Annotated in this window: 17 protein-coding genes; 7 read left to right on the top strand and 10 right to left on the bottom strand. The window is 72.0% G+C overall.

Annotation, left to right across the window (positions count from 1 at the left end; all coding sequences use genetic code 11):
- Window positions 1–31 precede the first annotated feature (31 nt).
- Both rpoB and H4J02_RS01575 read right to left on the bottom strand, forming a co-directional pair.
- Window positions 32–3,508 (bottom strand): DNA-directed RNA polymerase subunit beta, encoded by a 3,477-nt coding sequence (gene rpoB / locus H4J02_RS01580; protein WP_187675392.1) that lies wholly within the window; start codon window positions 3,506–3,508, stop codon window positions 32–34.
- A 476-nt stretch (window positions 3,509–3,984) separates the two neighbouring features.
- Window positions 3,985–4,704 (bottom strand): head GIN domain-containing protein, encoded by a 720-nt coding sequence (locus H4J02_RS01575; protein ID WP_187675391.1) that lies wholly within the window; start codon window positions 4,702–4,704, stop codon window positions 3,985–3,987.
- A gap of 202 nt (window positions 4,705–4,906) precedes the next feature.
- Between H4J02_RS01575 and H4J02_RS01570 the strand changes: the two genes are divergently transcribed.
- From H4J02_RS01570 to H4J02_RS01550, 5 genes are read left to right on the top strand one after another with little or no spacing between them, the layout of a single operon-like run.
- Window positions 4,907–5,728, top strand: coding sequence for a spermidine synthase (locus H4J02_RS01570; protein ID WP_187676377.1), 822 nt, complete (start codon window positions 4,907–4,909; stop codon window positions 5,726–5,728).
- 41 nt (window positions 5,729–5,769) lie between these two features.
- Window positions 5,770–6,903: a sorbosone dehydrogenase family protein gene (locus tag H4J02_RS01565; protein WP_187675390.1), complete on the top strand. Its 1,134-nt coding sequence runs from the start codon at window positions 5,770–5,772 to the stop codon at window positions 6,901–6,903.
- 4 nt (window positions 6,904–6,907) lie between these two features.
- Window positions 6,908–7,354: a SprT-like domain-containing protein gene (locus H4J02_RS01560; RefSeq protein WP_187675389.1), complete on the top strand. Its 447-nt coding sequence runs from the start codon at window positions 6,908–6,910 to the stop codon at window positions 7,352–7,354.
- Window positions 7,351–7,809 (top strand): hypothetical protein, encoded by a 459-nt coding sequence (locus H4J02_RS01555; RefSeq protein WP_187675388.1) that lies wholly within the window; start codon window positions 7,351–7,353, stop codon window positions 7,807–7,809. The genes H4J02_RS01560 and H4J02_RS01555 overlap by 4 nt, the downstream gene beginning before the upstream one ends.
- A 17-nt stretch (window positions 7,810–7,826) precedes the next feature.
- Window positions 7,827–8,420 carry a CGNR zinc finger domain-containing protein gene (locus H4J02_RS01550; RefSeq protein WP_262406172.1) on the top strand — a complete coding sequence of 198 codons (594 nt, stop codon included), beginning with the start codon at window positions 7,827–7,829 and terminating at the stop codon, window positions 8,418–8,420.
- A 48-nt stretch (window positions 8,421–8,468) separates the two neighbouring features.
- On the opposite strand, the gene H4J02_RS01545 is transcribed toward H4J02_RS01550, so the two are convergent.
- Complete coding sequence (locus tag H4J02_RS01545; RefSeq protein WP_187675387.1) at window positions 8,469–8,777, bottom strand: DUF427 domain-containing protein; 309 nt, start codon at window positions 8,775–8,777, stop codon at window positions 8,469–8,471.
- 9 nt (window positions 8,778–8,786) lie between these two features.
- Entirely contained in the window at window positions 8,787–9,308 is a 522-nt protein-coding gene (locus H4J02_RS01540) for a 2-phosphosulfolactate phosphatase (protein WP_187675386.1), read from the bottom strand.
- A 237-nt stretch (window positions 9,309–9,545) separates the two neighbouring features.
- Here H4J02_RS01540 and H4J02_RS01535 point away from each other — a divergent pair, with 237 nt between their 5' ends.
- Window positions 9,546–11,057, top strand: coding sequence for a DEAD/DEAH box helicase (locus H4J02_RS01535; RefSeq protein WP_187675385.1), 1,512 nt, complete (start codon window positions 9,546–9,548; stop codon window positions 11,055–11,057).
- A gap of 108 nt (window positions 11,058–11,165) precedes the next feature.
- Here the strand turns inward: H4J02_RS01535 and H4J02_RS01530 are convergent, their stop codons facing one another.
- Window positions 11,166–11,729, bottom strand: a complete 564-nt coding sequence (locus H4J02_RS01530; protein ID WP_187675384.1) for an NUDIX hydrolase family protein — start codon at window positions 11,727–11,729, stop codon at window positions 11,166–11,168.
- A gap of 155 nt (window positions 11,730–11,884) precedes the next feature.
- Between H4J02_RS01530 and H4J02_RS01525 the strand changes: the two genes are divergently transcribed.
- Window positions 11,885–12,523 (top strand): alpha/beta hydrolase, encoded by a 639-nt coding sequence (locus H4J02_RS01525; protein WP_187675383.1) that lies wholly within the window; start codon window positions 11,885–11,887, stop codon window positions 12,521–12,523.
- Window positions 12,524–12,610: 87 nt separating this feature from the next.
- On the opposite strand, the gene H4J02_RS01520 is transcribed toward H4J02_RS01525, so the two are convergent.
- From H4J02_RS01520 to H4J02_RS01500, 5 genes are all read right to left on the bottom strand, one after another.
- On the bottom strand, window positions 12,611–13,282 hold the full coding sequence (locus H4J02_RS01520; protein ID WP_187675382.1) for a response regulator transcription factor: 672 nt from the start codon (window positions 13,280–13,282) through the stop codon (window positions 12,611–12,613).
- Window positions 13,279–14,655 carry a sensor histidine kinase gene (locus tag H4J02_RS01515; RefSeq protein WP_187675381.1) on the bottom strand — a complete coding sequence of 459 codons (1,377 nt, stop codon included), beginning with the start codon at window positions 14,653–14,655 and terminating at the stop codon, window positions 13,279–13,281. Before H4J02_RS01515 ends, H4J02_RS01520 begins: the two co-directional genes overlap by 4 nt.
- Before the next feature lie 62 nt (window positions 14,656–14,717).
- On the bottom strand, window positions 14,718–15,524 hold the full coding sequence (locus H4J02_RS01510) for an ABC transporter permease subunit (protein ID WP_187675380.1): 807 nt from the start codon (window positions 15,522–15,524) through the stop codon (window positions 14,718–14,720).
- Entirely contained in the window at window positions 15,521–16,447 is a 927-nt protein-coding gene (locus tag H4J02_RS01505; RefSeq protein WP_187675379.1) for an ABC transporter ATP-binding protein, read from the bottom strand. Before H4J02_RS01505 ends, H4J02_RS01510 begins: the two co-directional genes overlap by 4 nt.
- Window positions 16,448–16,709: 262 nt before the next feature.
- Window positions 16,710–17,288: a DUF2510 domain-containing protein gene (locus H4J02_RS01500; protein ID WP_187675378.1), complete on the bottom strand. Its 579-nt coding sequence runs from the start codon at window positions 17,286–17,288 to the stop codon at window positions 16,710–16,712.
- Between the last annotated feature and the right edge of the window lie 114 nt (window positions 17,289–17,402).

The raw sequence follows: 17,402 nt of genomic DNA, 5'->3' as shown, positions 1-17,402 counted from the left end.
TCTTTTCTCTACGAATCCTGTTGAGCCCGGATCAGATGTCGTCGATCGACGACGACTCGAAGCGGGTGGAGATGTTGATGCCCAGCTCCTCGGCGGCGCGGAAGACCTCGTCATCCGTGTCCTTGAGGCTGAGGACCGAGCCGTCTGCGCCGAGCACCTCGACGTTCAGGCACAGCGACTGCATCTCCTTGATGAGCACCTTGAAGCTCTCGGGGATGCCGGGCTCCTGGATGTTCTCGCCCTTGACGATGGCCTCGTACACCTTGACGCGGCCGAGGATGTCGTCGGACTTGATCGTGAGGAGCTCCTGCAGCGCGTACGCGGCACCGTAGGCCTCGAGCGCCCACACCTCCATCTCACCGAAGCGCTGGCCGCCGAACTGCGCCTTACCACCGAGCGGCTGCTGGGTGATCATCGAGTAGGGGCCCGTGCTGCGGGCGTGGATCTTGTCGTCCACGAGGTGGTGCAGCTTGAGGATGTACATGTAGCCGACCGACACCGGGTGCGGGAACGGCTCGCCGGAGCGGCCGTCGAACAGCCGGGTCTTGCCCGTGTGGTCGATCATCCGGAGACCGTCGCGGTTCGGGATCGTCGAGTCGAGCAGACCCTCGATCTCCTCCTCCGCGGCGCCGTCGAACACCGGGGTCGCGACCTTGGTGCCGGGGGCGGCCTCGCGGGCGGCCTCGGGCAGGTTCGCGGCCCACTCGGGGTTGCCCTCGACCTTCCAGCCCTGCTTCGCGATCCACCCGAGGTGGGTCTCGAGCACCTGGCCGAAGTTCATGCGACCGGGGATGCCGAGCGGGTTGAGGATGACGTCGACCGGGGTGCCGTCGGCGAGGAACGGCATGTCCTCGACCGGCAGGATCTTCGAGATGACGCCCTTGTTGCCGTGACGGCCCGCGAGCTTGTCGCCCTCGGTGATCTTGCGCTTCTGCGCGATGAACACCACGACGCGCTGGTTGACGCCCGAGCCGAGCTCGTCGTCGCCGTCCTGGGCGTCGAACACCTTGACGCCGATGACGGTGCCCTCCTCACCGTGAGGAACCTTGAGCGAGGTGTCGCGCACCTCGCGGCTCTTCTCGTTGAAGATCGCGCGCAGCAGGCGCTCCTCGGCCGACAGCTCGGTCTCGCCCTTCGGCGTGACCTTGCCGACGAGGATGTCGCCGGGGCGAACCTCGGCGCCGATGCGGATGATGCCGCGCTCGTCGAGGTCGGCCAGCAGCTCGGGGCTCACGTTGGGGAGGTCACGCGTGATCTCCTCCTTGCCGAGCTTCGTGTCGCGGGCGTCGACCTCGTACTCCTCGATGTGGATCGAGCTCAGCACGTCCTCGGAGACGAGGCGCTGGCTGAGGATGATCGCGTCCTCGAAGTTGTGGCCCTCCCACGGCATGAACGCCACGAGGAGGTTCTTGCCGAGCGCGAGCTCGCCGTTCTCCGTCGCGGGGCCGTCGGCGATGACCTCGCCGGCCTCGATGCGCTCACCGGCCGAGACGACCACGCGGTGGTTGTAGCTCGTCCCCTGGTTCGAGCGGTCGAACTTGCGCAGGTAGTACTCCTGCGTGCCGCCCTCGTCGAGCTGCACGGTCACGACATCCGCCGAGACCTCGGCGACGACGCCCGACTTCTGCGCCGTGATGACGTCGCCGGCGTCGACCGCCGCGAAGCCCTCCATGCCGGTGCCGACGAACGGCGACTCGGAGCGGAGGAGCGGCACGGCCTGGCGCTGCATGTTGGCACCCATGAGGGCGCGGTTCGCGTCGTCGTGCTCGAGGAACGGGATGAGCGAGGTCGCGACCGACACCATCTGGCGCGGCGAGACGTCCATGTAGTCCACGTCCGCGGCGTCGACGAGCTCGACCTCGCCGCCCTTCTTGCGGACGAGCACCTTGGGCTCGGCGAACTTGCTGTCGCTCGTGAGCGGCGCGTTCGCCTGGGCGACGACGAAGTCGTCCTCCTCGGACGCCGTCAGGTAGTCGATCTGCGAGGTGACCTTGCCGTTCACGACCTTGCGGTACGGCGTCTCGATGAAGCCGAACGCGTTGATGCGGCCGAACGTCGCGAGCGAGCCGATGAGACCGATGTTCGGGCCTTCCGGCGTCTCGATCGGGCACATGCGGCCGTAGTGCGAGGGGTGCACGTCGCGGACCTCGACACCCGCGCGCTCACGGCTCAGACCACCCGGGCCGAGCGCCGAGAGGCGGCGCTTGTGGGTGAGACCCGCGAGCGGGTTGTTCTGGTCCATGAACTGCGACAGCTGCGAGGTTCCGAAGAACTCCTTGATCGCGGCGACGACGGGACGCACGTTGATGAGCGTCTGCGGCGTGATGGCCTCGATGTCCTGCGTCGTCATGCGCTCGCGCACGACGCGCTCCATGCGGCTGAGGCCGGTGCGCACCTGGTTCTGGATGAGCTCGCCGACCGCACGGATGCGGCGGTTGCCGAAGTGGTCGATGTCGTCGGTGTCGAGACGGATGTCGACCTTCTTGCCCTCGCGGACGCCCGGGAGCGTGGTCTCGCCGGCGTGCAGCGCGACGAGGTACTTGATCGTCGCGATGATGTCGTCGAGCGTGAGCACCGAGTCGCTCAGGGGCGCGTCGAGACCGAGCTTGCGGTTGATCTTGTACCGGCCGACCTTCGCGAGGTCGTAGCGCTTCGGGTTGAAGTAGAAGTTGTCGAGGAGCGCGCGGGCGGCCTCGGCGGCGACCTGCTCGCCCGGACGGAGCTTGCGGTAGATGTCCTTGAGGGCCTCCTCCTTGGTGAGGATGGCATCCTTCTCGAGCGTCGAGGCGATCGACTCGTAGCCGGGGAAGGCCGCGAGGATCTCCTCGCTCGTCATGCCGAGGGCCTTGAGGAACACGGTGACCGACTGCTTGCGCTTGCGGTCGATGCGCACGCCCACCTGGTCGCGCTTGTCGATCTCGAACTCGAGCCACGCACCGCGGCTCGGGATGACGCGGGCCGAGAACACGTCCTTGTCGGAGGTCTTCTCGGGCGTGCGCTCGAAGTAGACGCCCGGGCTGCGGACGAGCTGCGACACGACGACACGCTCGGTGCCGTTGATGATGAAGGTGCCCTTCTCGGTCATGAGCGGGAAGTCGCCCATGAAGACCGTCTGGGTCTTGATCTCACCGGTCATGTGGTTCATGAACTCGGCGTTGACGTAGAGCGGCGCCGCGAAGGTCTTGCCGCGCTCCTTGCACTCCTCGATGGAGTACTTCGGCTCCTCGAGCTCGGGGTTCGAGAACGACAGCTGCATCGTCTCGCCGAGGTCCTCGATGGGCGAGATCTCCTCGAAGATCTCGTCGAGGCCCGTGGTCTGGGGGGCGTTGGGGTCGCCGGCGATGCGGGCCTTCCACGCCTCGTTGCCGACGAGCCAGTCGAAGCTCTCGGTCTGGAGGGCGAGGAGATCCGGGACGGTCAGCGTGTCCGTGATCTTGGCGAACGAGAGTCGCGATGCGCCGCGACCGTTCTTGGGGTTCTTACTGGATGCGGAGCGCGCAGCAGCCAAAGGAAAACAACCTCCGTGAGACCCGTCGGTCTCAATTGGTGTCGGTCAGTGAGGAGGCGCTCGAGCCGGTCGTGGACATCCCGCCGCCATTTTCGGGATCCGTCTCCGGGCACACACCGGCCGACCGCAATATGAGGGCAGGGTGAGAGGGGGAGCGCAAAGAACAACTATAGGTCGGAACGACGCGCCGTGTCCACATATTCCTTGACTTTCTTTTCGGACGGGTCTATAAACCCGCCCCTGCTCTGCTGCGGGAGTGCCGCATCCGCTGTTCCCGTTCGGCGGGAGCACCTGCACGTTCGGCGGGAGCACCGGCACGTTCGGCGGGAGCACCGGCACGTTCGGCGGGAGAAGCTGCGCGACGGGGCGGCGGAACACGCGTGCGGCGGGAGTCGTGACCCCCGCCGCATGCCGTCTTCGCCGCCCGGTGCAGGCCGCCCGGTGCAGCCCGCCGATGCAGGCGCCGAATGTGCGCGTCAGCCTTCCGTGACGTCGCCGGAGCCCTGCACGTCGCGCGTCACGCGAGCCGGCCCCGTCACGACGATGTCGCCCGAGCCGTCGATGCGGGCGTCGACCGTGTCGGTCGCGTGGATGCGGATGTCGCCCGCGCCCGAGATGGACGCCTCGCCCTCGCGCAGCTCGAGGTCGGCGCCGCGGATGTCGCCCGAGCCCTCGATCGAGTACTCGCCGCGGTCGGCGCGGCCGCTCAGCCGCACGTCGCCCGAGCCCTCGATGGAGACGGTGACGCTCCGGGCGTCGATACCGTCGGCCTTCACGTCGCCGGAGCCGTCGACCTCGATCGACACGTCCTCGGCGCTCGAGAAGTCCGCCTTCACATCGCCCGACCCCTCGATCTCGAGCCCGTCGAACGAGCGCACGGTGAGCGTGTAGGTGACGCGGCCGGCCCACATGCTCGAGCCGCGGATGCCGAGCACGAGCGTGCCGCCCTCCTCGTCGGCCGTGAGCCGGTCCATCGTGGCCTGCGGTGCGCGCACGGTGAGCCCGGGCTCGTCGCCGAGCTCGACGACGACGTCGCCCGCGTGCTCGAGACGCAGGGCGTGCACCTCGTCCGACACGGCGTGCTCCTCGGTGACGCGCGGTCCCGACGCGGGGAGCGTGGCGCATCCGGCGAGCGCGACGCCGGCCACGGCGAGCGCGGCGACCGCGGCGAGCGCGCGGCGGTGGGTGGTGGTCATGGGGTTCTCCTTCCGATGTGCTTCCAGCCTGGCGCGCGGCGGCGACGGGCGGGATGCGGGTGACCCCCGCATCCGGTGGGGTTGACCCCCGCATCGGTCATCGGGCGCACGTGAGGATCTGTGGACTCGTGGTCGGCGAGGCGGGTGGGTGGGAGAGGATTGAGCTGTGGAGGAGCTGCCGAGCGCACGATTGTCGAACGGGATGCGCGCCGAGGTGCGCCCCGATCGGCTCACGAGGGGCTTCGAGCTCGTCGTCGACGGCACACCCCAGTCGCACGTCGACCTCGCCGACCCCACGCACCTCTTCTACGAATACATCGCGCGCATGGGACACGTGATCGACGAGCTCGGCGAACCGGGCGAGCCCCTCACGGCCCTGCATCTGGGCGCGGGCGCGCTCACCCTCCCGCGGTACATCGCGACGACGCGGCCCGGGTCGCGCCAGCAGGTGATCGAGCTCGAGCCCGCGCTCGTCGAGCTCGTGCGCGAGCACCTGCCGCTCCCTAGCGGCGCCTCCATCCGCGTGCGCTACGGCGACGCGCGCGAGGTGCTCGGACGGCTGCCGGGCGGGCTGCGCGGCCAGGTCGACCTCCTCGTGGTCGACGTCTTCTCGGGCGCCCGCACGCCCGCGCACGTCACGAGCGTCGAGTTCTACACGGAGTGCGCGGCGTTCCTCGCGCCGGGCGGCGTGCTGCTCGCCAACATCGCCGACGGGCAGGGTGCGGCGTTCGCGCGCGGGCAGGCGGCGACGCTCGGCATGGTGTTCGCGGATGTCGCCGTGCTGGGCGAGGCGCAGGTGATCCGCGGGCGCCGCTTCGGCAACTTCGTGCTCGCCGCGTCGCCTGCCGAGCTGCCGCTCGACTGGATGCCGCGCCTGCTCGCGGGGGGACCGCATCCGGCCCAGCTCGTGCACGGCAAGGCTCTGCGCGACTGGATCGCGGGCGCGCCCGTCGTGACGGATGCGACTGCCGTGGCCTCTCCTCCCCCGGGTCGGGGTATCTTCCAGATTCCCCCGAAGGGCTGAGGCGGACAGCGCGCGTCGGCGCCCGGTGCTGGAATAAGGGCATGTCCCCCCGCATCCTGGCTCCCGTCGCGATCCTCGTCGCTGCGCTGCTCGCGGGGTGCACGACGCCCCCTTCGCCTCCGGCGGGCTCGCCCGCGTCGACGCCCGCTCCGAACGCGCCCTCGGGCCGTGGGCCCGTGCAACCCGCGGGCGATCCGGTCGAGGTCGCGACGGGGCTCACGAGCCCGTGGTCGGTCGTTCTGCTGCCGGAGTCGGAGGTGCCGGGCGAGGCGCTCGTGAGCGAGCGCGACACGGGGGTCATCCAGCATCTCGGCTCGGACGGCACGCTCACTGCCCTCGGCACGGTGCCGGGCGTCGTGCCGGGCGGCGAGGGCGGGCTCATGGGGCTCGCCCTGCTCGAGGACTCGACCGGCAGGTGGCTCTACGCCTACTTCACCGCGGCATCCGACAACCGCATCGTGCGCATGCCGCTCGGCGAGGGCCTCTCACTCGGCGAGCCCGAGGAGGTGCTCACGGGCCTCGCGAAGGCGCGCACCCACAACGGCGGGCGCATCGCGTTCGGTCCCGACGGCATGCTCTACGCGACGGTCGGCGACGCCACGTCGCGGGAGAGCGCGCAAGACCCGCAGAGCCTCAACGGCAAGATCCTGCGGATGACGCCCACGGGCGAGGCGCCGGGTGACAACCCCCTGCGCGGGTCGCTCGTGTACTCGATGGGGCATCGCAACCCGCAGGGGCTCGCGTGGGATGCCGCCGGGCAGCTCTACGCCGCCGAGTTCGGGCAGGACACGTGGGACGAGGTGAACCGCATCGTGCCGGGCGGCAACTACGGCTGGCCCGAGGTGGAAGGAGCCGCGGGCGCCGAGGGTTACATCGACCCCGTCGCGCAGTGGGCCACCGACGACGCGAGCCCGAGCGCCCTCGCCTACATCGACGGCACCTTCTTCCTCGCAGGGCTCGGCGGCGAGCGCGTGTGGGCGCTCTACCCGATGGCCGACGGCCGCCTGGACGCGGTCGCGTGGTTCGAGGGCGAGTTCGGCCGCGTCCGCGAGGTGCTGCCCGCGGCCGACGGCACCCTGTGGTTCGTGACCAACAACACCGACGGGCGCGGCACGCCCCGCCCGGGTGACGACCGCATCCTCTCGGTGCGCCTCGTCGAGCTGCAGGAGGGCTGAGCGGATGGCGGACCTCGCGCGCGTGCGCACCTGGGCCGACGCGCTCATCCGGCTGCACCTCGACCCGAGCTGGACCTTCGCGTTCGACAACGCCCGCACCCGTGCTGGGCTGTGCAACTACACGCGCAAGCGCATCTCGGTGTCGCGGCACATCGCGACCCTCTCCGACGACGACGCCATCCACCAGGTGCTGCTGCACGAAGTCGCCCACGCGATCGCGGGGCAGAAGGCGGGCCACGGGGCGAAGTGGCGGGCGGTCGCGGCGGAGCTCGGCTACGAAGGCGGCCGAACGCACGACGGCCCCGTGCCGACGGAACTCGCACCCTGGGTCGGCACGTGCCCCAACGGGCACGTCGCCTACCGCTACCGGCGGCCCACCCGGCCCAACTCGTGCGGAGTGTGCTCTCGGCGCTTCGACCCGGCATACCGCATCGAATGGGCGAAGCGATGAGGGTGCAGCTGTCGTTCCGCGTCGAGTGCCCGGCCGACGCCGCGTGGGCCGTGCTCGTCTCGCCCGCCGAGCTCACTCGCGCGTACGCGCCCCTCCTGCAGGTGCACCCGGAGGGGCCGCTGCCCGATCGCTGGCGCGCGGGGCACGAGATCGTCATCGGCATGCGCCTCTTCGGGCTCGTGCCGTTCGGCCGACAGCTCGTCGCCATCCGCATGCGGCGGCGAGGCGAGACGCGCATCCTCGAAGACGCGGGAGGGCCGCTCTCGGGGCCGCTCGCCGTCGTCACCTCGTGGCGGCACCGCATGGCGGCGACCCCGCTGCCCAACGGCGCGACGCTCTACCGCGACCGGCTCGACGTGTCGGCGGGCCTCCTGACGCCCGCCGTGTGGCTCGTACTGTGGGGGGTGTGGCAGCTGCGCGGGGCCCACCTGCGGCGCACGATGCGCTCCCGCTGACCTGCGATGCTGGTGACGTGAGCACCGGCCAGTGGATCCCGACCCCTGACGGCGACGCGTGGCACTTCGACGCCGGCGCCGAAAGCCTCGACTTCGCCTCGACAGGACCGGTCGGCGGCGGCGCAGAACTCGGCGAGCGCCTCCACGCACCCGGCGACCTCGGCGCCTGGCTCGCCGAACGCGTGCCGACGCTGCGCCCCGACGACGTGAGCGAGCGCGACCTCGCCGACGCGCTCATCCTCCGCGGGGCCCTCGCGCGACTCTACACGGCGGCCGCCGACAGCGGCGAGTACGACGCCGACGACGTCGACACGCTCAACCTCTTCGCGGCGACCCCCGACATCCCACCCGCGCTCGCGGGCGGCCGACGTCAGGCGGGCACGGGCCGCATCCGTCCGGCGCAGGCTCTCTCGGCGCTCGCGCGCGACGCCATCGCCGCTCTCGCCGCGCCTGGGGGACGCATCCGTCGCTGCGCCGCCGACGACTGCCGCATCGTGTACCGCGACGAGTCGCGCACCAACAGCCGACGCTGGTGCTCGATGCAACGCTGCGGCAACCGCGCCAAGGTGCGCGCGCACCGCGCCCGCGCGCGGCAGGCGGCCACCGTCTGACGCGGCGGTGACCCGGGTCGAGCCGGTCAGGCCGCGGTCAGGCCCCGGTCAGGCCTCGGAGACCCGCACGTCCTTCCAGAACGCGACGTAGCCGCTGAAGTCGCGACCCACCTTGTCGATCGCGCTCGGGTACGGCTGCGGGTACGCCCACGCGCGGTCGGTGAGCCAGTTCTCGCCGTCACGCACGCTGAAGTACTGGCACTCGCCCTTCCACGGGCACGTGTACGGCGTCGGGCTGTCGCGCAGCACCCCCTCCGCGACCGCCGACGGGGGGAAGTAGACGTTCCCCTCGATGTGGATGACATCGGCCTCGTCGGCCTGCGCGATCACCTGATCGCCGAGCTTCGCCTGGAACATGCGACGAGGCTACGCCGGGGGTGCGCCTCGCCGCTGGTCGAGTAGCCGCCGCACCTCGTCGATGGGCGACAGGTCGAGCTGCACGCCCCCGAGCTCACGCGCCGACACCGACGCCGACACGAGGTGGCGCGTCGCGTTGCGGAGCCCCGAGAACGCGGATGCCGCTGCCGCGGCCTCCGGAGACTGGTGGTCGATACCGAGCTCGCCGATCGCGTCGATGACGGCGCCCGCGCCGAGCAGGTCCTCGACGGCGAAGCGCAGCGAGCCGTCGTCCTGCAGCACGCCCGCCGCGACGACCGACACGACGAAGCGGCCGCCGAGCTGGGCCTGGCGCTCGAGCGACCAGCGTGCCACGGCATCCGCGTTGCGCAGCCCACCCGAGACGACCTCGACGTCGAGCGACGGCGCCGTCTCGGCGCCCAGCTCGTCGACCCACACGATCGCGTGCGCCCCCTCGGCCACCGCGTGGGCGCCCACGGCGCCCCACTCGAAGCGGACCTGGTAGTTGCTCTGGGCGCGCGGCGTACTCATGCCACCGAGGGTATCGACGGCTGGGCATCCGCCCGGAACACCGCGTCACAGATCGAAACCCCTGTATGGTTGCCGAGGCGCGTCCACCGCGCCCGCGTCGTGAACGCATCCCTCGTCGCCCGCACCGCATCCGCGGAAGCCAGGCCGACTGACATCTCTTCCCGGCGAACCCGACGTGCCGTCCGGCACGCTCGCCCGCAGTGCGACCACGCGCGCACACCACCCGAAAGTCCCACCATGACCACCGACTTCCGCACGCTCGGCGTGCCCGCCCCGCTCGTCGCCGCCCTCGCGGCCGACGGCAAGACCGAGGCCTTCCCCATCCAGGCCGACACCCTGCCCGACACCCTCGCCGGACGCGACGTGCTCGGCCGCGGCCGCACGGGCTCCGGCAAGACGATCGCCTTCGCGCTGCCGCTCGTGGCGCGCCTCGGCACGAAGCTCGCGGGCGGCAACCGCCGCAGTGGCCTGCCCCTCGGCCTCGTGCTCGCCCCGACGCGCGAGCTCGCCACCCAGATCACGGCCACCATCCAGCCGCTCGCCGACGCGTACGGCCTGCGCGTCACCACGATCTTCGGCGGCGTCTCGCAGAACCGTCAGGTGCAGGCGCTGCGCGACGGCGTCGACATCGTCGTCGCGTGCCCCGGCCGCCTCGAGGACCTCATGGGCCAGAAGCTCATCCGCCTCGACGCGATCGAGATCACCGTCATCGACGAGGCCGACCACATGGCCGACCTTGGCTTCCTGCCCGGCGTCACGCGCATCCTCGCGGCGACCCCCGCCGGCGGTCAGCGTCTGCTGTTCTCGGCGACGCTCGACAACGGCGTCGACAAGCTCGTGAACCGCTTCCTCGCGAACCCGGTCATGCACTCGGTCGACGAGATCGACCAGCCGCCCGTCAAGATGACCCACCACGTGTTCGGCGCGGCCGACGCGGATGCAAAGAAGGATCTCGTGCGCACGCTCGCCTCGGGACGCGGCCGCCGCATCCTGTTCATGCGCACCAAGCACCACGCGAAGCGGCTCGCGCAGCAGCTCACGGCATCCGGAATCCCCGCGGTCGACCTGCACGGCAACCTGTCGCAGCCGCAGCGCGACCGCAACCTCGCCGCGTTCGCCTCGGGCGACGCGCGCGTGCTCGTCGCGACCGACGTCGCGGCGCGCGGCGTGCACGTCGACGGCGTCGAGCTCGTCGTGCACGTCGACCCGCCCGCGGAGCACAAGGCGTACCTGCACCGCTCGGGTCGCACGGCGCGCGCCGGCAGCGAGGGCGACGTCGTCACCCTCGTGACGCCCGCGCAGGAGAAGGACGTGGCGCAGCTCATGCGCAAGGCCGGCATCAGCGCGACCGTGCAGCGTGTGACGGCGGATGCCGCGCCCGTCACGGCGCTCGTCGGCGAGGTCGCCGAGTACGTGGCCCCGGCGCCGAAGACCGCGCACCAGCAGCAGGGCGGCGGCGGACGCAGCCAGGGCGCCAACGCGCAGCGCAAGCGTGCCGCGCGCGAGGCTCGGGATGCGTCGCAGCAGCCGCGCACGGATCGCCCGCGCCGCGACCGCTCCGGCCGTCCGGCGACGAAGTCGTCGGCGCAGGGTCAGACGCAGTCGCGCGGGCAGCAGGCGTCGCGGGGCGGCGGACGCTCGGGGGTGACGCGTTCGGGCAGCGCGCCCGTGTACAGCTCGTCGAGCGCCGCGCCGCAGGGAAACCCGCGCCGCGGCGGGCGCCGGGCGGGGCGTCCCGCGGGGGCGTGACCGTCGGGCTGGTTTCGACACGCCGCTTCGCGGCTACTCAACCAGCGGTGATCAGCTCGACCAGCGGTGATCAGCCCAACCAGCGGTGATCGACCCAATCAGCGGTGATCAGCCCAGCACGCCGACGGAGGCGAGCGCGGCGCGCAGCAGCGTGCCGCGGCCGCCCTCCATCTCGGCGTGGAACGCGGATGACGACGCCTCGGCGGGCGTCACCCACGTGAGCTCGAGCGCGTCCTGACGCGGCTCGAAGCTGCCCGTCACGGGCACCACGAACGCGAGCGAAACGGCGTGCTGCCGCTCGTCGACGTACGCCGAGAGGCCCGGGATCGGGAAGTACTCCGCCACCTGGAACGGCACGGGGCTCGCCGGCAGCTGCGGGAAGGCCATCGGCCCGAGGTCCTTCTCGAGGTGGCGAAAGAGCGCATCGCGGATCGTCTCGCCGTACATGACGCGACCCGACACGAGTGTGCGCGTGATCTCGCCCTGGTTGTTGGCGCGCAGCAGCACGCCCACCTGCGTCACGACCCCGAGGCCGTCGACGCGCACCGGCACGGCCTCGACGTAGAGCAGCGGGATGCGCCCGCGCACCCAGTCGAGCTCGGACTCCGACAGCCACGCCGAGTTCGGCTCCTCGCGCGGAGGTTCGGGGATGCCGGCGCCCACGGTGCTCATGGGTTCATTGTGGCGCACTCGCCGGGGCGGGTCTCGATACACCCGCTTCGCGGGCACTCGACCAGCGTAGGGGGCCGCCCCGCGGGCACTCGACCCGCGGAGGGGCCGCCCCGCGGGCACTCGACCCGCGGAGGGGGAAGGGGCACCATGGAGGGGTGACCGACCTGTCGATCGACCCCGACCTCGTCGTCTGGAGCGTGGAGCCGGGGGCCCGGCACCAGCATCCGCTCGTCATCGTGATGCACGGGCGCGGAGCCGACGAACGCGACCTCGCGGGCCTGTTCCCGCTGCTGCCCGCGGGCTTCGTGTACGCCTCGCTGCGCGGTCCGCACAGCTACGGCACGGGCTATGCGTGGTTCGACGACACGGTCGAGCAGCCCGGCAGCCCGCGCCTCGCCACGGCGGACGCGATGGCGGATGCCGTGCTCGCCTGGGCGCGGCACCTTCCGTGGCAGCCGACCACGGTCGGCGCGCTCGGGTTCTCGCAGGGCGGCGCGATGTCGACGCACCTGCTGCGCCAGGGGCGCGGCATCGTGTCGTTCGCGGTCAACATGTCGGGGTTCGTCGTGGGCGGCTCGCACGCCTCCGACGTCTCGCTCGTCGCCGCGCGCCCGCCGGCCTACTGGGGCCGCGGCTCGGTCGACCCGTTCTTCTCGCCCGAGCTCGTGCACCGCTCGGAGACGTGGCTCGCGGCGCACACGGCGCTCACGAGCGCCGTCTACCCCGGGCTCGGGCACTCCGTCTCGGACGACATGCTGCGCGACGTCTCCGAGTTCCTGCGCGCGCGGCTCTGACTGCCATAGTTCCCGTTCCGCGCGATAGTTCCCGAACGAACGGGTGCGAACACGCGGAACGGGAACTATGGCGGGCGGGGGCCGACCTCAGCGGCCCGCGACACCCGTCTCGTACGCGAGCACGACGGCCTGCACGCGGTCGCGCAACCCGAGCTTCCCGAGCACACGCGCGACGTGCGTCTTCACCGTCGCCTCCGAGAGCACGAAGCGCTCCGCGATCTCGGCGTTGCTGAGCCCCTCGCCGAGGGCGGCGAAGATCTCGTGCTCGCGGGGGGTGAGGGCCGCGAGTCGCGAGTCGTCCTGCGGGGCCTGCTCGGCATCCGGGAGCCGCTCGGCGAACAGCTCGAGCATGCGGCGCGTGACGCGCGGCGCGACGGCGGCGTCGCCCGCCGCGACCGAGCGGATGGCGGCCACGAGCTCGGCGGGACGGGCGTCCTTGAGCAGGAACCCGCTCGCACCCGCACGCAGCGCGGCGAACGCGTACTCGTCGAGGTCGAACGTCGTGAGGATGATGACGCGCGCCCCCGGCGCCTCGGCGAGGATGCGGCGGGTCGCCTCGATGCCGTCGACGCCCGGCATGCGCACGTCCATGAGCACGACGTCGGGCTGCAGGGCCTTCGTCATCGACACCCCGGCGGCGCCGTCGCCGGCCTCGCCGACGACCTCGATGCCGTCCTCGGCCGAGAGCACCATGCGGAAACCCATGCGCAGCATCGACTGGTCGTCGACGAGCAGCACCCGGATCGTGTCGTCGCTCATATGCCGCCCTTCGCATCCGCGGGTCCGATCGGCAGCACGGCCCGCACCTGCCAGCCGCGCTCGTGCGCGCCCGCCTCGACGCTACCGCCGAGCGACGCCGCCCTCTCGCGCATGCCCAGGATGCCGCGGCCGGTTCCCGCGGACTCGACGCGGCCCGGCGCGGCCGGACCTGACTCGTTCGTGACGACGAGCTCGACGCGGCCGCCGGCCCCGCCCGCCGCCCGCGCCGCATCCGACGCATCCGCCGCATCCGCGACGCGCGTGAGCTCGACGAGCACGAGCGGCGACCCCGGCGCATGCCGCAGCACATTCGTGAGCGACTCCTGCACGATGCGCCACACCGAGCGGCGCACGGCGACGGGCAGCTCGTCGATCGCACCGGAGCGCACGAGCCGCACGGGAAGCCCCGCGGCGCGGAAGCGCTCGATGAGCTCGTCGAGGCCGACGTCGGGCTCCGGCTCGAGAGGTGCGTCGTCGGTGGGGTCGCGCAGCACGCCGAGCACGCGTCGCATGTCGGCGAGCGCCGAACGGCCCGTCTCGGTGAGCGCGTCGAGGGCGCGCTGGGCGCCCTCCGGATCCTTCGGGGCGGCGGCGCGGGCGCCGTCGGCGAGCGCGACCATGACGGTGAGCGAGTGCGCGACGACGTCGTGCAGCTCGCGGGCGATGCGCGTGCGCTCCTCGGCCACCGCGAGCGCGGACTGCTGCTCGCGGTCGCGCGCGAGCGCGTTCGCGCGCTGGATGAGCGACGCGATGTGCTGGCGTCGGCCACGCACCCCGACGCCGATCGCGATCGCGACGACGCTGAACAGGATGAGCGCGGCGATCGTCGCGATGACGATCGTGACCACCTGGTCGGACGGCCGGATCGGCTCGCCCGACACCGCCCGCGTCCACATGGAGGTCGCCACGCCCATGACGACGACCATCACGAGCTCGACGATCCACGTGACGGCGGGCGGCCGCGCGACCGCGACCGCGTACATCGCGAGGCCGAGCGCGAACTCGATCCCCGCGGACTCGTTCACGAGCACGAGACACACGATGCCGAGCACCACGAGCGCCCCGACCGTGAGGATCGGCTCATGGCGGCGACGCATGAGGATGAGGCCGCCCAGCACGGCCACGACGAGCTGCACCCCGCCGACGTACGGCTGGGGGCCGGCCGTCGCATCCGTCGCCCCCACGATCACGAGCAGCGACGAGCCGACGGCGAAGAACGAGTACCAGAGCGCGACGAGCACGTCCATGGCCACCGGATGCCGCACGAAGTAGCGGCGGACGGCGCCCAGTCGCCGCGCGTCGAGCTCGGTGAACGGGCCGTCGGCGGTCGGCGGCGGCAGCGGACGAACCCACCTGCGCAGCCGCTCGAGCACGCGCGACGGCGGCGCCGCATCCGGGTTCGGACGCGGCGCCGCCGGGCGCGTGGACTCGTCGATCAGTCGTCCCGCCTCGAGAAGGCGACGGCCCCCGCGACGAGCGCGACCACCGTGTAGCCGCAGAAGATCGCGAACCCGAGCCACGGGTCGAGATCCGACATGCTCACCGTGCCGCTGCCCGCCACCGCCGAGCCTGCGGGGGCCGGCAGGTAGGAGTAGGCGTCCATGATCCACTCGATGCGCGTCGTCACCGCGATGATCTGCACGATGATCGGCAGGATGAAGAGCACGCCCACGACCGCCGTGATGGCCGCCGCGGAGTTCTTCACGAGCAGGCCGATGCCGAACGCGAAGAGCGACGACACCGTCAGGTAGAGCACCGTGCCGACGAGGGCGCGGATGTCGTCCGCCCCGAACAGCACCTCGGCCCCGCCCGCCTGCAGCACGGGGATCGCGATGAGAGCCGACAGGCCCACCGAGACCGTCGCCACGACGAACGACACGGCCGCGAGCACGAGGCCCTTGCTCGCCACGACGCGCAGGCGGCGCGGCTCGGCCGCGAGCGTCGAGCGCACAGCGCCCGTCGCGTACTCGCCGGTGACGACGAGCACGCCGAGCACCGCGATCGCGAGCTGCGCGATCGGGTAGCCGACCACGAGCACGCCCGCGCTCGTCGGAGCCTCGTCGGGGAACGACGTGAGCGCCCACGCGAACAGGCCCGCGAATGCGCCCATGATGCCGACCGTGAGCACGGCCGTCCAGACGCTCGAGCGGAGGCTGCGGAGCTTGATCCACTCCGAGCGCACGAGCCGCGGGAAGGTGGGACGCAGGCCCGACTCGGCCCGCGTCGCGATCGTGGCGCTCATCGGGTCACCCCCGCGGGCACCTCGTGCGTGCGGTATTCGACCGCATCGTCGGTGAGTGCCATGTACGCGTCCTCCAGCGAGGTGGTGATCGGGGTGAGCTCGAGCAGGACGATACCCGCCGCGACCGCCGCACCGGCGATGTCGGCCGTCTCGAGACCCGAGATCTCCAGCACGCCCGCCTGCTCGGATGCGACCGTCGCCCCGCTGCGCGCGAGCAGCTCGGCGAGCTCGGCAGCCCGATCCGTGCGCACCCGCACCGCCTGGCGCCCGGCGCCCGCGACGAAATCGGCGACCGGCGCATCCGCGAGGATGCGGCCCTTGCCGATGACGATGACGTGATCGGCGGTGAGCGCCACCTCGCTCATGAGGTGGCTCGAGAGGAACACCGTGCGGCCCTCGCTCGCGAGGTAGCGGGCGAAGTTGCGCACCCAGCGCACGCCCTCGGGGTCGAGACCGTTGACGGGCTCGTCGAAGATGAGCACCTGCGGGTCGCCGAGGAGGGCGGCCGCGATGCCGAGGCGCTGGCCCATTCCGAGCGAGAAGCCCTTGACGCGCTTGTTCGCCACGGCATCCAGGCCCGTGAGCTCGATGACCTCCTGCACCCGGGACTTCGGGATGCCGTGGGTCGCCCCGAGGGCGAGCAGGTGGTGGTAGGCGGTGCGGCCGGTGTGCACGGCCTTGGCGTCGAGCAGCGCGCCCACGGTGGTGAGCGGAGAGCGGAGCTCGGCGTAGCGCTGACCCTGCACCGTCACGCTGCCCTCGGTGGGGCGGGTGAGGCCGACGATCATGCGCATCGTGGTGGACTTGCCGGCGCCGTTCGGACCGAGGAAGCCCGTGACAGCGCCCGGACGCACCGTGAAGGTGACGTCGTCGACGGCGACCTTGTCGCCGTACCTCTTGGTGAGGCCCTTCGCCTCGATCATGTGTCCTCCTTCGTCGGGATACGTTCCGAAGGTAGGAATCGGGGGCGTGCGCGCTCGGCCCCCGGGGGAGGTATCTCCTGCGGGGCGCGTACCTCGGAAGGATGACGTGGCCTGCTGCGGCGGCGCCGCGCCGCCTGCGGCGGGAGAAGCCGCGCGTCCGGGCGGTGAAGGGTGCATGCGGCGGGGGTCGTTGTTCCCGCCGCGCGTCGAGTTCGCCGCCCGCTGGCGCGCCGGAGGTGAGGGCGACGCCGCCCGCCTCCCGTCAGGAGGCCGGTGTCTCGGCGATGCGCTCGCTCAAGGCGACCAGGCCGAGCGTGATCGACTCGTAGATGAAGAAGCCGACGCCGATGAGCCCGAGCTGCACCGCGATGAGCACGATATGGGCCCGACCCTCGCCGAGCGCGCGGCGACGCGCGAAGAGGTACGCGACGGGCGTGAGCAGCATCCAGGCGACGGAGGGGCGGCGTGCGAAACCTCGATCGTAGAGTTGGCGGGCGTCTCGGCGCGCGAGGAGGAGGAGCGCGAGCGCGGCGAGCCCCGCGACGACGGGCACGAGCAGGGATGCGAGTGCGCTCGCCATCGTCAGGAGCGAGAGCGGCAGGAGGCCGAAGGTGATCCAGCCCGGCGACCACGCGATCCAGGCGACGGCGCGCGTGTCGGGGTCGGGCTTGCGATGCACGTAGTCGCGGACGGGGATGCGGCGGGCGAGCGGGTTCGGCGGCGGCGGTGCGGGGCGGGTGAACTCGGTCCAGGCAACGCCGTCCCACCAGCGCTCGAGAGTCGCATGCGCCGGGTCGGGGCGCCACCCCTCGGCGGCGGGCGCGACATCCGCGTGCGACATGCCGCCATGGTAGGCCTGGGCGCGGCTGGAGCTACGACCCCGCGGCGGGAGTTGTTTCCCCCGCCGTCGGGGCGCGGCTCCAGCTGCGCCCCGATCTGCGGGTTCGAACGGGGG

Source organism: Protaetiibacter sp. SSC-01 (assembly GCF_014483895.1).
Taxonomy (GTDB): domain Bacteria; phylum Actinomycetota; class Actinomycetes; order Actinomycetales; family Microbacteriaceae; genus Homoserinibacter.
Note: the sequence above shows the minus strand (reverse complement) of the source record. Positions and strands in the feature narration are given on the sequence as shown.

Excerpts from the sequence above, each read along its gene's own strand:
- H4J02_RS01575 (WP_187675391.1), bottom strand. The coding sequence starts at position 4,704 with ATGACCACCACCCACCGCCGCGCGCTCGCCGCGGTCGCCGCGCTCGCC.
- H4J02_RS01570 (WP_187676377.1), top strand. The coding sequence starts at position 4,907 with ATGCGCGCCGAGGTGCGCCCCGATCGGCTCACGAGGGGCTTCGAGCTC.
- H4J02_RS01565 (WP_187675390.1), top strand. The coding sequence starts at position 5,770 with ATGTCCCCCCGCATCCTGGCTCCCGTCGCGATCCTCGTCGCTGCGCTG.
- H4J02_RS01560 (WP_187675389.1), top strand. The coding sequence starts at position 6,908 with ATGGCGGACCTCGCGCGCGTGCGCACCTGGGCCGACGCGCTCATCCGG.
- H4J02_RS01555 (WP_187675388.1), top strand. The coding sequence starts at position 7,351 with ATGAGGGTGCAGCTGTCGTTCCGCGTCGAGTGCCCGGCCGACGCCGCG.
- H4J02_RS01545 (WP_187675387.1), bottom strand. The coding sequence starts at position 8,777 with ATGTTCCAGGCGAAGCTCGGCGATCAGGTGATCGCGCAGGCCGACGAG.
- H4J02_RS01540 (WP_187675386.1), bottom strand. The coding sequence starts at position 9,308 with ATGAGTACGCCGCGCGCCCAGAGCAACTACCAGGTCCGCTTCGAGTGG.
- H4J02_RS01535 (WP_187675385.1), top strand. The coding sequence starts at position 9,546 with ATGACCACCGACTTCCGCACGCTCGGCGTGCCCGCCCCGCTCGTCGCC.
- H4J02_RS01530 (WP_187675384.1), bottom strand. The coding sequence starts at position 11,729 with ATGAGCACCGTGGGCGCCGGCATCCCCGAACCTCCGCGCGAGGAGCCG.
- H4J02_RS01520 (WP_187675382.1), bottom strand. The coding sequence starts at position 13,282 with ATGAGCGACGACACGATCCGGGTGCTGCTCGTCGACGACCAGTCGATG.
- H4J02_RS01510 (WP_187675380.1), bottom strand. The coding sequence starts at position 15,524 with ATGAGCGCCACGATCGCGACGCGGGCCGAGTCGGGCCTGCGTCCCACC.
- H4J02_RS01505 (WP_187675379.1), bottom strand. The coding sequence starts at position 16,447 with ATGATCGAGGCGAAGGGCCTCACCAAGAGGTACGGCGACAAGGTCGCC.
- H4J02_RS01500 (WP_187675378.1), bottom strand. The coding sequence starts at position 17,288 with ATGTCGCACGCGGATGTCGCGCCCGCCGCCGAGGGGTGGCGCCCCGAC.